The organism is Knoellia flava TL1 (assembly GCF_000768675.1).
GTDB classification, from domain to species: Bacteria; Actinomycetota; Actinomycetes; order Actinomycetales; family Dermatophilaceae; genus Knoellia; species Knoellia flava.
In genome coordinates this window covers 54,972-68,713 of the sequence record NZ_AVPI01000004.1, presented here as the reverse complement: position 1 = coordinate 68,713, position 13,742 = coordinate 54,972, and the positions used below count along the sequence as shown (strand labels likewise).

The following is a 13,742-nucleotide window of genomic DNA, read 5'->3' as shown; positions in this document are numbered from 1 at the left end:
GACCGCGGCCGCCGCCCACCAGCGCCGGCCCGCGGACCTGTGCTCGGGACCCGAGGCCTCGACGAGGATGGCGTCGAGCCGCGACGACGGGCGGACCTCGCGGGCCCGGTCGTCGAGCGCCGCACGCAGCTCGCGCTCGGTCCGCGACTCGTCCTGGTGCGTCGTCATGGCCGTGCCTCCATCTCGGTGCGCAGGGCGGCGAGGCCGCGATGGGCGTGGGCCTTGACCGACCCGGGGGCGATGCCGAGCGCGTCGGCGATCTGCGCCTCGCTGAGGTCGAGGTAGTAGCGAAGCACGAGGACCTCTCGTTGTCGCGCCGGCAGGCGCTGCAGCCGCCGGAAGAGGTCGGCGGACCCGGCCGCCGAGATCGCCGCGTCCTCTGCGCTCACCAGCGTGGGGTGGACCCGCCGGTCCCTGAGCGAGTCGAGGTAGCGCTGCTCGACCTTGGAGTGCCGCAGCGCGGAGCGCGCCCCGTTGACGACGCACTGTCTGAGGTATGCCGGCCCGCGACCCTCCTCGACGTCGTGCCACTTCCGGTGGAGCGAGACGAACGCGTCCTGCGCGATCTCCTCGGCGAGGAGGTCGTCGTGGACGAAGAGCCAGGCGAGCCGGACCATGGGAGCCCAGTGCACGGCATACAGGCTCGACACGCCGTCATCGGCGGCTGCGCGCGCTGCTGCGTCACGTCGGGACCCCACGAGTGCCATTGTCACGTCCGGAGGACGCCCGAGGAGGCCGTTCGGTTTACTGTCGGAGCATGAGCGCCGCGACCACGGACCCGGACTGCCTCTTCTGCTCGATCGTCGCCGGGAGGGTGCCGGCCGACGTGGCCGGTGAGAGCGAGTACAGCCTGGCGTTCCGTGACGTCAACCCGCAGGCACCCACTCACGTCCTCGTCGTGCCCCGCCGGCACGTCGCCAACGCCGGCGAGCTGGCGGAGGTGTCGGCCGACGAGCTCGGGGACGTCGTGCTCCTCGCACGCACCGTGGCGGAGCAGGAGGACCTGGGCGGCGACTACCGGCTCGTCTTCAACACGGGGGAGGGCGCGGGGCAGAGCGTCTTCCACGCCCACCTCCACCTGCTCGGTGGACGGTCAATGAAATGGCCTCCCGGCTGAGCCGAACCGTAGACTTGTCGACGACATGACAGACGCACCGCATACGCCCACCTCCGACAGCTCGCCGAAGCACACGCCGGTCCACACCGTCACGATCCCGGGGGACGTGTCGATGGTGGCCCTGCTCGGGCCACGCGACGAGCTCCTGCGCACCATCGAGCGCAACGTCCCGCTCACCGCGATCCACGTGCGCGGCAACGAGTTCCACATCTCCGGCCCGAGCGCCGAGGTCGCGCTCGTCGAGCGCGTCATCGACGAGCTGCTCGCCGTCATCGACGGCGGCCAGCCGCTCAACCGCGACGCCGTCGAGCGCTCGATCGCCATGCTCCGGGCCCAGACGAGCGAGCGCCCCGCCGACGTCCTCACGATGAACATCGTGTCCTCGCGCGGCCGCACGATCCGGCCGAAGACGTTGGGGCAGAAGCGCTACGTCGACGCGATCGACGAGCACACGATCACCTTCGGCATCGGACCGGCCGGCACGGGCAAGACCTACCTCGCCATGGCCAAGGCCGTCGCCGCGCTGCAGGCCAAGCAGGTCAACCGGATCATCCTCACCCGCCCGGCCGTCGAGGCGGGGGAGCGGCTGGGCTTCCTGCCGGGCACGCTCAACGACAAGATCGACCCCTACCTGCGCCCGCTCTACGACGCGCTGCACGACATGGTCGACCCGGACTCGATCCCGCGGCTCATGGCGGCGGGGACGATCGAGGTCGCCCCGCTGGCCTTCATGCGCGGCCGCTCGATCAACGACTCCTTCGTCATCCTCGACGAGGCGCAGAACACCACTCCCGAGCAGATGAAGATGTTCCTCACCCGGCTCGGGTTCGGCTCCAAGATGGTCGTCACCGGCGACGTCACCCAGGTCGACCTGCCCGGCGGCACCCAGAGCGGGCTGCGCGTCGTGCGCGAGATCCTCCAGAGCCTCGACGACGTCCACTTCGCCGAGCTGAGCGCGCAGGACGTCGTCCGCCACCGCCTCGTCGGCGAGATCGTCGACGCCTACGGCCGGTGGGACGCCCGGCATCAGCCGCGCAGCACCGCCTCTCCGAAGCGCGTGACGCGCCGTCCCCGCAAGGCTGCGCACGACGCCGGCGACGTCTCTCCCGAGGCCGTGGAGGGGGACGCGTGAGCATCGACGTCCTCAACGAGACCGAGTTCGAGCTCGACGAGCTCGAGCTCGTCGCCTGCGCCCGCTACGTCATGGGCGAGATGAAGGTCCACCCGCAGGCCGACCTCTGCCTGCGCCTCGTCGACGAGGCCGCCATGGAGACCCTCCACGTGCAGTGGATGGACCTGCCCGGTCCGACCGACGTCATGAGCTTCCCGATGGACGAGCTGCGGCCCGGCCACGACGGCGAGGAGCCCGAGGAGGGCGTCCTCGGCGACATCGTGCTGTGCCCGAGCGTCGCCGAGAAGCAGGCGGCCACGGCGGGGCACGCGACCGAGGAGGAGCTCCTGCTCCTCACCACGCACGGCATCCTGCACCTGCTCGGCTACGACCACGCCGAGCCCGAGGAGGAGAAGGAGATGTTCGAGCTCCAGCGCCAGCTGCTCCTCACCTTCCTCGCGACGAGGGGCCGTCCCGGTGCCTGACCCAGCCGGTCCCGGCGCCCGCGTGGTGCCGGGAACCCCAGGGCGGCCGTCGTGACGCGGCTCGTCGTCCTCACCGTCGTCGGTGTCGTCCTCTCCTTCGTCCTCTCGGCCGCCGAGGCCGCCCTGCACCGCATGTCCCGCGTGCGCGCCCAAGAGCTGCTCGACGAGGGCCGCGCCGGTTCGCAGGCCCTCGCCAAGGTCGTCGGCGACAGCGCGGCCTACCTCTCCGTCCTCTCCTTCGTCCGGGTCATCGCCGAGATGACGACCGCCGTCCTCGTGACGACCGCGGTCTACCGCGTCGTCGACGGCACGTGGAAGCCGCTGCTCATCGCGATCGCCGTGCTCGCCGTCGTCTCGTTCGCCCTCGTCGGGGTCTCGCCGCGCACGCTGGGCGGCCAGCACGCGTCCCGGGTCTCGCTCGTCGCCGCACCGGTCGCCATCTGGCTGCGCCGGGTCCTCGGTCCCCTCGCGCGCCTGCTCGTCCTCCTCGCCAACGCGATGACGCCGGGCAGGGGCTACCGGGACGGTCCCTTCGACAGCGAGTCCGAGCTGCGCGACCTCGTCGACCTCGCGGGGGAGTCCTCGCTCATCGAGGCCGAGGAACGCCAGATGATCCACTCGGTCTTCGAGCTCGGCGACACCCTCGCCCGCGAGGTCATGGTGCCGCGCACCGACATGGTGACCATCGGCGGCGACCGCGTCGCGAAGCAGGCGATGAACCTCTTCCTCCGCAGCGGCTACTCGCGCATCCCGGTCACGGGCGAGGACTCCGACGACGTGCTCGGCCTGCTCTACTTCAAGGACGTCGTGCGTCGCGTCACCGCCGACCCGGCGAGCGCCGCGACCCCGGTCGTCGACCTCATGCGGCCGATGCCCTTCATCCCCGAGTCCAAGCCCGTCGACGCCCTGCTGCGCGAGATGCAGCGCGACCAGACGCACTTCGCGCTCGTCGTCGACGAGTGGGGTGGCACCGCCGGGCTCGTGACGATCGAGGACATCATCGAGGAGATCGTCGGTGAGATCGCCGACGAGTACGACCGCGAGACGCCTGACCTCGAGGACCTCGGCGACGGACGCTGGCGGGTCGACGCCACGATGGACATCGACGACCTCGAGGAGGAGCTCGGCGTCACGATCGACGAGGACGAGGTCGACACCGTCGGCGGCCTCATCGGCAAGACGATCGGCCGGGTCCCCATCCTCGGCTCGACCTGCGAGGTCGCCGGGCTCCGGCTCACGGCCGAGCGCATGGCCGGACGACGCCACCGCATCGCGACGGTCATCGTCGAGCGCGTGGCCCCCGTGCAGCACGACATGATGGAGCCAGCCGAGACCGGGAGTGCCCATGAGTGACGACGCCGCAGCCGAGGCTGCACCCGACGCCGCGCCCACGGGCGCGCCCTCCGGCACGCTCCCCGACGCGCCGAGCGGCTCACCCTCCGCGGGGGAGGAACGACCGTATGCCGCGGGGTTCGCCTGTCTCGTCGGCCGCCCCAACGCGGGCAAGTCGACCCTGACGAACGCGCTCGTCGGCGAGAAGGTCGCCATCACGTCGAGCAAGCCGCAGACGACCCGGCACACGATCCGCGGCATCGTCACGGCGCCCACGAGCCAGCTCGTCCTCGTCGACACGCCCGGCCTGCACAAGCCCCGAACCCTGCTGGGTGAGCGGCTCAACGACCTCGTCCGCGAGACCCTGCTCGACGTGGACGTCGTCGGGTTCTGCCTGCCGTCGGACCAGCGCATCGGTCCGGGTGACCAGTTCATCGCCCGCGAGCTCGCCGAGCTCCGCCAGGCCAAGCGCACGCCCGTCGTCGCGATCGCGACGAAGTCCGACAAGGTCGACCGCAAGCGCCTCGCCGAGCACCTCATCGCCATCGACCAGCTCGGCGACTGGGCCGAGATCGTGCCGTGCTCGGCGAGCCGCGGCGACCAGGTCGACACTGTGTCGAGCGTCCTCGCGAGCTACCTGCCGCCGTCGCCCGGTCCGCTCTATCCCGACGACGTCCTCACCGACGAGCCCGAGGTGGTCATGATCGCCGAGCTCGTGCGCGAGGCCGCGCTCGAGGGTGTGCGCGACGAGCTGCCGCACTCCATCGCGGTCGTCGTCGAGGAGATGGTCCCGCGCGCCGACCGGCCCGAGGGCAAGCCCCTCATGGACGTGCGGGTCAACGTCTTCGTCGAGCGGTCGTCGCAGAAGGCGATCATCATCGGGCGCGGCGGCTCACGGCTGCGCGACGTCGGAGCCACGGCCCGACAGGGCATCGAGAAGCTGCTCGGCCAGCGCATCCACCTCGACCTCCACGTCAAGATCGCCAAGGACTGGCAGCGCGACCCGAAGCAGCTGCAGCGACTGGGTTTCTGAGCCTCCCCGGGCTCCATAGGCACGTTCTCGCCGTCACGTCCAGTTTGCGACCGCAGGGTCACCTTCGGCATGGTGGACAGGTTGCACGCTGACCTGAACCACACGGCATACACGCCGCACACGTAACTGACGAGAACGAACGAAGGAGCGGCGTCCGCGCCGAATCACCCGTGACCACGAAACTCATGAAGACAGGCCCGACCGCGCCGGGGGACGCCGCGGGAGAGCGCGACATCCTCGACGGACCGCTGCACGACGAGCCGCCCCACCCCGCCCTCGACCACGACGTCGAGGAGCACGCCGCGGAGGAACCGCAGAAGCTCGACACCGTCGTCTTCGGCGTCACCGCCCTCATCGCCATCGGCTTCGTCGTCTGGGGGTTCGTCAGCACCGAGACCCTCGGCTCCGCGTCGAGCGCCGGGCTCGGCTGGGTCGTCCACAACATGGGGTGGCTCTTCTCGCTCGTCGCCTCCGGCTTCGTCGTCTTCGTCATCTGGCTGGCCGCCGGCAAGTTCGGCCGCATCCCGCTGGGACGCGACGACGAGCAGCCCGAGTTCCGCACGGTCTCGTGGATCGCGATGATGTTCTCCGCCGGCATGGGCATCGGCCTCATGTTCTACGGCGTCTCAGAGCCCGTCGCGCACTTCGTCACCCCACCGCCGGGCACCGGTGCTGAGGGCAACCCGCAGGCGGTCCAGACCGCGATGGCGACGACGCTGTTCCACTGGACGCTGCACCCGTGGGCGATCTACGCGGTCGTCGGCCTCGCCGTCGCCTACGGCGTCTTCCGTCGTGGACGCTCGCTGCTCATCAGCTCGGCCTTCACGCCGCTGCTCGGTGAGCGCCGCGCCGCCGGCCCCGCCGGTCGCGTCATCGACATGCTCGCGATCTTCGCCACGCTGTTCGGCTCGGCCGCCTCGCTCGGCCTCGGCGCGCTCCAGATCGGCTCCGGCCTCGAGATCGTCGCCGGGCTCGACCGCACCGGCAACGGCATCCTCGTCGCGATCATCACCGTGCTCACGCTGTGCTTCATCCTGTCGGCGGTCTCCGGTGTCTCCAAGGGCATCCAGTGGCTGTCGAACACCAACATGGTGCTCGCGCTCGTCCTCGCGGTCTTCGTCTTCGTCATCGGCCCGACGGTCTTCATCCTCAACCTCGTCCCGACGGCCGTCGGCAGCTACTTCCAGGACCTCGCGATGATGTCCGCGCGCACCGACGCGGCCGGTGGCGACGCCATGCAGACGTGGCTGTCGGGCTGGACGATCTTCTACTGGGCCTGGTGGGTCTCGTGGACCCCGTTCGTCGGCATGTTCATCGCCCGCATCTCGCGTGGCCGCACGATCCGCCAGTTCGTCACCGGCGTCCTCCTCGTGCCGAGCCTCGTCTCGCTCGTGTGGTTCGCCATCTTCGGCGGCGCGGGCATCGCCACCCAGCGTGGCGGCACCGACCTCGCCGGCGCCGAGACGCCCGAGGCGACGCTCTTCGGGATGCTCGAGACGATGCCGCTGTCGACGGTCACCTCGATCCTCGTCATGGTCCTCGTCGCGATCTTCTTCGTCTCCGGCGCCGACGCCGCGTCGATCGTCATGGGCACGCTCTCCGAGCGCGGCACCCTCGTGCCGAGCCGCCCGACGGTGATCTTCTGGGGCGCCGCGACCGGTGCCGTCGCCGCGGTGATGCTCCTCGTCGGAGGCGCCGACGCGCTCTCCGGCCTGCAGAACATCACGATCGTCGCCGCCCTGCCCTTCCTCCTCGTCATGGTGGGACTCGCGGTCGCGCTCGTGAAGGACCTGTCGAGCGACCCGCTCGTCGTCCGTCGTGCGTATGCCGTCGCGGCCGTCGAGCAGGCGGTCGTCGCCGGTGTGACCGAGCACGGTGACGACTTCACCCTCACGTTCGAGGAGGCCGCGCCCGGTGAGGGCGTGGGTGAGCTCGTCACCCTGCCCGGCTCCTCGAACGGCTCCAACGGTCCGAACGGCGCGTCCGAGAGGGCCGACGAGGCCGGCGTCGACGACGTCGTCGCGCGGCCGACGCCCACGACCTGAGCGCCTGACGCACCCGACTCGCATGGCTCCTAGACTCGGAGCCATGCGAGTCGGTGTCTTCGGTGCGACCGGTCAGGTCGGCAATGTCATGCGTGCCCTCCTCGAGGAGCGCGACTTCCCGGTCGAGCAGATGCGCTACTTCGCGTCCGCCCGGTCGGCCGGAACGACGCTGCGGTGGAAGGGCACGGAGGTCACCGTCGAGGACACCGCGACCGCGGACTTCGCCGGGCTCGACATCGCGCTGTTCTCCAACGGCGGGTCGACGTCGAAGGAGTGGGCGCCGCGCGTCGCCGCCGCAGGCGCGACCGTCGTCGACAACTCCTCGGCCTGGCGCAAGGACCCCGAGGTCCCGCTCGTCGTCGCCGAGGTGAACCCCGACGACCTCGACTCGATCCCCAAGGGCATCGTCGCCAACCCCAACTGCACGACGATGGCCGCGATGCCGGTCCTCAAGCCGCTGCACGACGTCGCCGGTCTCGTCCGGCTCCACGTCTCCTCATACCAAGCCGTCTCCGGCTCCGGTGGCAAGGGCGTCCAGGAGCTCGACGGCCAGCTGCGTGGTGCGTATGCCGCGGGGTCGCCCGCCGACCTCGCGCTCGACGGCCGGGCCGTCGCCGTCCCGGACCCCACCGTGTATGCCGTCCCGGTCGCCTTCAACGTCGTCCCGCTCGCCGGCTCGATCGTCGACGACGGGTCACTCGAGACGGACGAGGAGCAGAAGCTCCGCAACGAGTCCCGCAAGATCCTCCACGCCCCCGACCTGCGGGTCAGCGGGACGTGCGTGCGCGTGCCCGTCTTCACCGGCCACTCGCTCGCGATCCACGCCGAGTTCGCCGACGACCTCTCGCCCGAGCGTGCCCTCGAGCTGCTCGGCAAGGCGCCCGGCGTCGTCGTCACCGACGTGCCCAACCCGCTCGACGCCGCTGGTCGCGACGAGGTCTTCGTCGGACGCGTCCGCGTCGACCAGGCGGCTCCTGAGGGCAAGGGGCTCGTGCTCTTCGTCGTCGGTGACAACCTGCGCAAGGGCGCGGCTCTCAACGCCGTGCAGGTCGCCGAGGAGCTCCTCCGACGCCGGTGACCGCGCCGATGCACGACCGTCGGGCGGGCGCTGCGCGGATGCGTCGCGCCGCCGTGCTGCTGCCGCTGCTCGCCGCCTTGTCGGCCTGCACCTCCGGCTCCTCCGGTCCGTCCGGCACGTCGTCGTCGGGCACCTCGACGGCGGGTGCGGGGGACGCGGGAGGTGGGCGGACGGCAGACGCCGTGCCGGACTCGTGCGCGGCGCTGTCGGCTGACGCCGGTGCGACGTTGCCGGGTCCGGCCGTCGCCCCGTGCTGGCGGGACGCCCTCACGGCCCACGGGTCGGTGCGCGCCTGGACGAGCGGACCGCCGGAGATGGAGGCCGAGGTCCAGCTCGCATCGCCGTCCCGGCTGCGGACGACGGCCTCGGACGGTCGCGTGGTCGTCGTCGCCGACGGCTCGGCGTTCTCGCTCGTCGACGGGCGCTGGGTGGCGGGCGTGCTCAACTCCGAGGAGGAGGAGGCGGCGCTCGCCGCGGCGACGGGGGAGTTCGCGACGGTGGCCTTCTCGCCGCAGGGGATGGCGCAGGGCGTGGGGGAGTGCCCGTCGTGGCGGGTCGGTGCCGAGCGCGAGGCCGTCGCCCTGCGCGACGGCCAGGAGCAGCAGGGACTCGTTCGGCTCGACTGCACGGCGCGGTTCGACCTGTCGGGGGCGACGACCTCCGCCGCCACGCTGTGGGTCCGTGAGGACTGGACGCCGGTGCGGCACACCGCGACCCTGTCGATCTCGGGCGTCGCGACCGAGACGGTGCGCGAGTTCGCGGATCACGGGACGGCCTTCGGCATCCCGACGCCGGGCTGAACGGCAGCGGGTCAGAGGTCGGTCATCCAGTGCCGCCACGTCTGCGTGACGTGCATGCCGACGTGCTCGTAGAGCCCGAGGGCGCCGGTGCGTGAGTCGGTGGAGAGCTCGCTGACGGTGGCTCCGTGCTGTCGCGCGCGGGAGAACGCGTCCGCGAGCAGCGCGCGGGCGAGGCCGAGCCCGCGCTGGTCGCGGCGGACCGCGATCGCGTCGACGTAGCCGGTGTCGCCGGCGTGGATCGTGTAGCAGACGCCGACGTCGGTGCCGTCCGGGTCCGTGACGAAGCGGATCTGCCACGGCTGGAAGCCCGGCCGCAGCGGCCCGCGCGGCGCCCAGTCGTCGTAGGTCGCGGGGTCGCGGCCCGGCCACTCGCTGAAGGCGTCGTCGATGAGCCGGAAGGCGATCCTGCCGTCCTCGCCGCCCGCGAACTCGCGCAGCGAGTAGCCCGTCGGCAAGGACTGGGGCTCGATCGCGGTGCCCGACGGCAGCTGGAGCACCCACGACGTCCAGCCCTCGCGGTAGCCACGGGCGCGGAAGAAGTCCTCGGCGTTGCTCGGGGAGGGGACCGTCTGCCCGACGAGCGTCGAGCCGCTCGACCGCGCACAGTCCTCGACCCAGTCGGCGAGCCACGTGCCCAGCCCGCGGCCGCGGTGCTCGGGGTGCACGCCGCCGTCCGCCCGGCGGCCCTTGAACACCTCGGCGGCGGCGACGAGCCGGTCGCCGTCCCAGAGGCCGATGCTCTCGGTGGCGAGGTCGAAGCTGCTGCGCGCCCAGTCGCCCTGGATGTCCTCGACCTCGATGGCCGCCGCGCCGGCGTCGACGACCTCGGTCGCGGCGACGAGGTCGCACACCGCCTGCGCGTCGTCGAGGACGTGGGGACGCGCGACGAGCCCGTCGGGCAGGGGCTTGAGGTCCATAGGGTGAGCGTGCCCGAGGCCGCGGGTGGCTGTCATGGGATTTACGGGGGTGGCGGTGGTGCGGCAGTCGGCCTGCTCGGCGAGTGGGTCGGCATCGGTCCGACGATGGCCTCGCCGCTGTCGGCGGGACCCTGTCGGTCCTCTGGCTCCTCGGGTCACCGATTCCGGGCACACGCACCATCGAGGAGTTCGACGACCGGTTCCCGGACCCGGCGCCGCAGTCCGTCTGAGCGCACGTAGGGTCGCCCCGTGACCCGTCGTACCGCCCTCGTCCGCCGTCCCGGTCCGCGCCTCGCCGACGGGCTCGTCACCCACCTCGAGAAGTCGGTCATCGACCTCGACCTCGCGCGGGAGCAGTGGGAGGCGTATGCCGGGTGCTTGCGTTCCGCGGGCTGGGAGACCGTCGAGGTCCCCGCCGCCGACGACTGCCCCGACGCCGTGTTCATCGAGGACGCCGTCGTCGTCGCCGGCGACCTGGCCGTGCTCACGAATCCCGGTGCGGCAGAGCGCAAACCAGAGGTGGCCGCGGTCGAGGGCGTCGTCCGCGACCTCGGCTACCGAGTCGAGCGGATCACCGACCCCGGAACGCTCGACGGTGGAGACGTCCTCAAGGTCGGCGACACGGCATACGTGGGGCTCGGCGGCCGCACGAACGGTGCGGGGATCCAGCAGCTCGCGGGGCACTTCGCCACCGTCGGCATGCGGACCCAGGCGGTCACCGTCGAACGTGCGCTGCACCTCAAGTCCGCGGTGACCGCGCTTCCAGACGGCACCGTCATCGGCTGGGACCCGGTCGTCGACTGGCCCGGAGCGTTCCCGACCTACGAGGGGATGCCGGAGGAGGGTGGTGCGCACGTCGTGCTGCTCGACGAGTCGACGGTCCTCATGGCCGCCAGCGCGCCGCGGACGGCCGACCTCCTGCGCGGCCGTGGGCTCGACGTCGTCACCGTCGACATCAGCGAGTTCGAGAAGCTCGAGGGCTGCGTCACCTGCCTCTCGGTCCGCTGCCGCGGCTGACTCCGCCGCACGACTGCGTGCGTCCGGCACGGTGACGCCCTGGCCCCCACGGCTGCGGACGCAAGAGGCGTGCGGTGACCAGAGTGCGGACCGGACAGGTCGCGGCGGTGGGCGGACGGCATACTCTGGTCTCGTGCGTTCCACGCGACTCCTCCTTCTCTGCCGCGGCGAGGCCTAGACATCGGCCCTCCTCGTCGCGGAGCTCGCTGTGCCCCGGCTGAGCACTTCGACGAGTAGGAAGCAGAGAAGATGATCCACCCGCAGCAGACCTCGGGGATGCCGGCGACGAAGTACGTCCCGTTCCAGGAGCAGATCGCCGTCCACCTGCCCGACCGCACGTGGCCCGACCAGGTGATGACGAAGGCGCCTCGCTGGTGCGCGGTCGACCTGCGTGACGGCAACCAGGCGCTCATCGACCCGATGGACGCCGAGCGCAAGATGCGGATGTTCAAACTGCTCGTCAAGATGGGCTACAAGGAGATCGAGGTCGGCTTCCCGAGCGCGAGCCAGACCGACTTCGACTTCTGCCGCGAGCTCATCGACGGCGGGCACATCCCCGACGACGTCACGATCCAGGTGCTCACCCAGTGCCGCGACCACCTCGTCGAGCGCACCTTCGACGCGATCCGCGGCAGCAAGCAGGCGATCGTCCACTTCTACAACTCGACGTCGGTGCTCCAGCGGCGGGTCGTCTTCGACCTGCCCGAGGAGGGCATCATCGACATCGCGCTGCAGGGCGCGCGGCTGTGCAAGAAGCTCGAGGAGACGATTCCCGAGACGACGGTCTACTACGAGTACTCGCCCGAGTCCTACACCGGCACCGAGCTCGAGTTCGCCGTCCGCGTGTGCAACGAGGTCATCGCCGTCATCGACCCGACGCCGGACCACAAGATGATCGTCAACCTGCCGGCGACGGTCGAGATGGCGACGCCCAACGTCTACGCCGACTCGATCGAGTGGATGATTCGTCACCTCGACCGGCGCGAGTCGCTCGTCGTCAGCCTGCACCCGCACAACGACCGCGGCGAGGGCGTCGCGGCGGCCGAGCTCGGCTACCTCGCCGGCGCCGACCGCATCGAGGGCTGCCTCTTCGGCAACGGCGAGCGCACCGGCAACGTCTGCCTCGTCACGCTCGGCATGAACCTCTACAGCCAAGGCATCGACCCGCAGGTCGACTTCTCCGACATGGCCGAGATCCGGCGCACCGTCGAGTACTGCAACCAACTGCCCGTCCACGAACGGCACCCGTGGGGCGGCGACCTCGTCTACACGGCCTTCTCCGGCTCCCACCAGGACGCCATCAAGAAGGGCTTCGAGGACATGGAGCGCCGCGGCCGCGCCGCCGGCAAGACCGTCGACGAGCTCGACTGGGGCGTGCCCTACCTCCCGATCGACCCGCACGACATCGGCCGGTCCTACGAGGCGGTCGTCCGCGTCAACAGCCAGTCGGGCAAGGGCGGCTCGGCCTACCTCCTCAAGGCCGAGCACGGGCTCGACCTGCCGCGCCGGCTCCAGATGGAGTTCAGCCAGGTCGTCCAGCGCCGCGCCGACGAGCAGGGCGGCGAGGTCACGGCCAAGGAGCTGTGGTCGATCTTCCGCGACGAGTACCTCCCGGCCAAGCCCGGCAAGCGCAACGACTGGGGCCGGTTCACCCCCGTGAGCCACACCCTCGTCAGCGCCGGCGACGGGCGCGACCACATCACCGCGGTCATGCTCGACCACGGCCAGGAGATCACTGTCGACGGCTACGGCAACGGCCCGATCGCCGCCTTCATCGACGCGCTCTCGACCGTCGGCGTCGATGTCCGTGTCCTCGACTACTCCGAGCACGCGCTCTCCTCCGGTGGCGACGCCAAGGCCGCGGCCTACGTCGAGTGCGCCGTCGCCGACCGCGTCCTCTGGGGCGTCGGCATGCACTCCTCGATCGTGCGCGCCTCGCTCACGGCGGTGCTCTCGGCGGTCAACCGCGCCGAGCGCGACGCCGCCTCGGCCTGACGCCGAGCGGCTCAGCGGCACGACCGGAGGGAACCTTCGGGGTCCGGAGGGGAATGTTCCCTCCGGACCCCGAACCTTCCCTCATGGGGAGCAAAAGCGGTGGGTATGCCGTCCGCAGCCCAGGGCGGGATTCTCTGCGGTTGCCGTCAGCGGATGCCGCGGGGCCTGAACTGGATCGAGATCCGGGGTCCGACGGGCTTGCTCGTCTTGGGGATCGCGTGGTCCCAGGTTCGCTGGCACGACCCGCCCATGACGACGAGGTCGCCGTGCCCGAGTGAGAAGCCGATCGAGGCGCCGCCACCGCGGGGCCGGAGCATGAGCGAGCGGGCCGAGCCGACCGAGAGGATCGCGACCATCGTGTCCATGTCGCGGGCCCGGCCGATCCGGTCGCCGTGCCACGCGACCGAGTCGCGGCCGTCGCGGTAGAGGCACATCCCGGCGGAGACGAAGGGCTCACCCAGCTCGCCGGCATACCTGTGCGACAGCGCATTTCGCGCCTGCGCGAGGACAGGGTGGGGGAGCGGTTCGCCCTCCTCGTAGAACTTGAGGAGGCGGGGGACGTCGACGACGCGTTCGTACATCTCGCGTCGCTCGGCCTTCCACGGGACGTCGTGGTGGAGGGCGTCGAAGAGCAGGTCGGCGCCGGCCAGCCACGCCGGCTGGTAGTCGACCCAGGCGCCGCGGTCGAGGACGGTGCGCGTGGGCGCCACCGGACCGAGCTCGATGGAGTCCCCGGTGTCGAAGAGCGAGTGCTGCAGGACCGCGTCCATGCCACCGAGACTAGCGCAGATCGAACACCTGTTCTAGCCCCG

At 71.2% G+C, this 13,742-nt stretch carries 13 protein-coding genes; 10 read left to right on the top strand and 3 right to left on the bottom strand.

Translation table 11 applies throughout. The features are described from left to right. Positions 1 to 164: 164 nt before the first annotated feature. Positions 165 to 707, bottom strand: coding sequence for a SigE family RNA polymerase sigma factor (locus N798_RS03020; RefSeq protein WP_035946164.1), 543 nt, complete (start codon positions 705 to 707; stop codon positions 165 to 167). Between the two features lie 50 nt (positions 708 to 757). Here N798_RS03020 and N798_RS03015 point away from each other — a divergent pair, with 50 nt between their 5' ends. The 8 genes from N798_RS03015 (at position 758) to N798_RS02980 (ending at position 9,001) form a co-directional block, all read left to right on the top strand. After that, positions 758 to 1,117, top strand: coding sequence for a histidine triad nucleotide-binding protein (locus N798_RS03015; protein ID WP_035946163.1), 360 nt, complete (start codon positions 758 to 760; stop codon positions 1,115 to 1,117). A gap of 25 nt (positions 1,118 to 1,142) precedes the next feature. Continuing rightward, positions 1,143 to 2,249: a PhoH family protein gene (locus tag N798_RS03010; RefSeq protein ID WP_052116850.1), complete on the top strand. Its 1,107-nt coding sequence runs from the start codon at positions 1,143 to 1,145 to the stop codon at positions 2,247 to 2,249. After that, positions 2,246 to 2,713, top strand: a complete 468-nt coding sequence (gene ybeY, locus N798_RS03005) for an rRNA maturation RNase YbeY (protein ID WP_035946162.1) — start codon at positions 2,246 to 2,248, stop codon at positions 2,711 to 2,713. Before N798_RS03010 ends, ybeY begins: the two co-directional genes overlap by 4 nt. Positions 2,714 to 2,764: 51 nt before the next feature. Further along, positions 2,765 to 4,066 (top strand): hemolysin family protein, encoded by a 1,302-nt coding sequence (locus tag N798_RS03000; RefSeq protein WP_035946160.1) that lies wholly within the window; start codon positions 2,765 to 2,767, stop codon positions 4,064 to 4,066. Further along, positions 4,059 to 5,078, top strand: a complete 1,020-nt coding sequence (gene era / locus N798_RS02995) for a GTPase Era (RefSeq protein WP_084100036.1) — start codon at positions 4,059 to 4,061, stop codon at positions 5,076 to 5,078. The genes N798_RS03000 and era overlap by 8 nt, the downstream gene beginning before the upstream one ends. A 185-nt stretch (positions 5,079 to 5,263) precedes the next feature. Then, positions 5,264 to 7,123: a BCCT family transporter gene (locus tag N798_RS02990; RefSeq protein ID WP_084100040.1), complete on the top strand. Its 1,860-nt coding sequence runs from the start codon at positions 5,264 to 5,266 to the stop codon at positions 7,121 to 7,123. A gap of 43 nt (positions 7,124 to 7,166) precedes the next feature. Beyond that, positions 7,167 to 8,201, top strand: a complete 1,035-nt coding sequence (locus tag N798_RS02985; RefSeq protein WP_035946159.1) for an aspartate-semialdehyde dehydrogenase — start codon at positions 7,167 to 7,169, stop codon at positions 8,199 to 8,201. After that, positions 8,198 to 9,001, top strand: coding sequence for a hypothetical protein (locus N798_RS02980; protein WP_035946157.1), 804 nt, complete (start codon positions 8,198 to 8,200; stop codon positions 8,999 to 9,001). Before N798_RS02985 ends, N798_RS02980 begins: the two co-directional genes overlap by 4 nt. 11 nt (positions 9,002 to 9,012) lie before the next feature. Here N798_RS02980 and N798_RS02975 read toward each other — a convergent pair whose 3' ends face one another. Continuing rightward, complete coding sequence (locus N798_RS02975) at positions 9,013 to 9,918, bottom strand: GNAT family N-acetyltransferase (protein ID WP_035946155.1); 906 nt, start codon at positions 9,916 to 9,918, stop codon at positions 9,013 to 9,015. Positions 9,919 to 10,167: 249 nt separating this feature from the next. Between N798_RS02975 and ddaH the strand changes: the two genes are divergently transcribed. Continuing rightward, entirely contained in the window at positions 10,168 to 10,935 is a 768-nt protein-coding gene (gene ddaH / locus N798_RS02970) for a dimethylargininase (protein ID WP_035946153.1), read from the top strand. Positions 10,936 to 11,184: 249 nt separating this feature from the next. Beyond that, positions 11,185 to 12,930: a 2-isopropylmalate synthase gene (gene leuA / locus N798_RS02965; RefSeq protein ID WP_035946151.1), complete on the top strand. Its 1,746-nt coding sequence runs from the start codon at positions 11,185 to 11,187 to the stop codon at positions 12,928 to 12,930. Positions 12,931 to 13,076: 146 nt separating this feature from the next. Here leuA and N798_RS02960 read toward each other — a convergent pair whose 3' ends face one another. Continuing rightward, positions 13,077 to 13,700 (bottom strand): alpha-ketoglutarate-dependent dioxygenase AlkB, encoded by a 624-nt coding sequence (locus N798_RS02960; RefSeq protein WP_035946149.1) that lies wholly within the window; start codon positions 13,698 to 13,700, stop codon positions 13,077 to 13,079. Between the last annotated feature and the right edge of the window lie 42 nt (positions 13,701 to 13,742).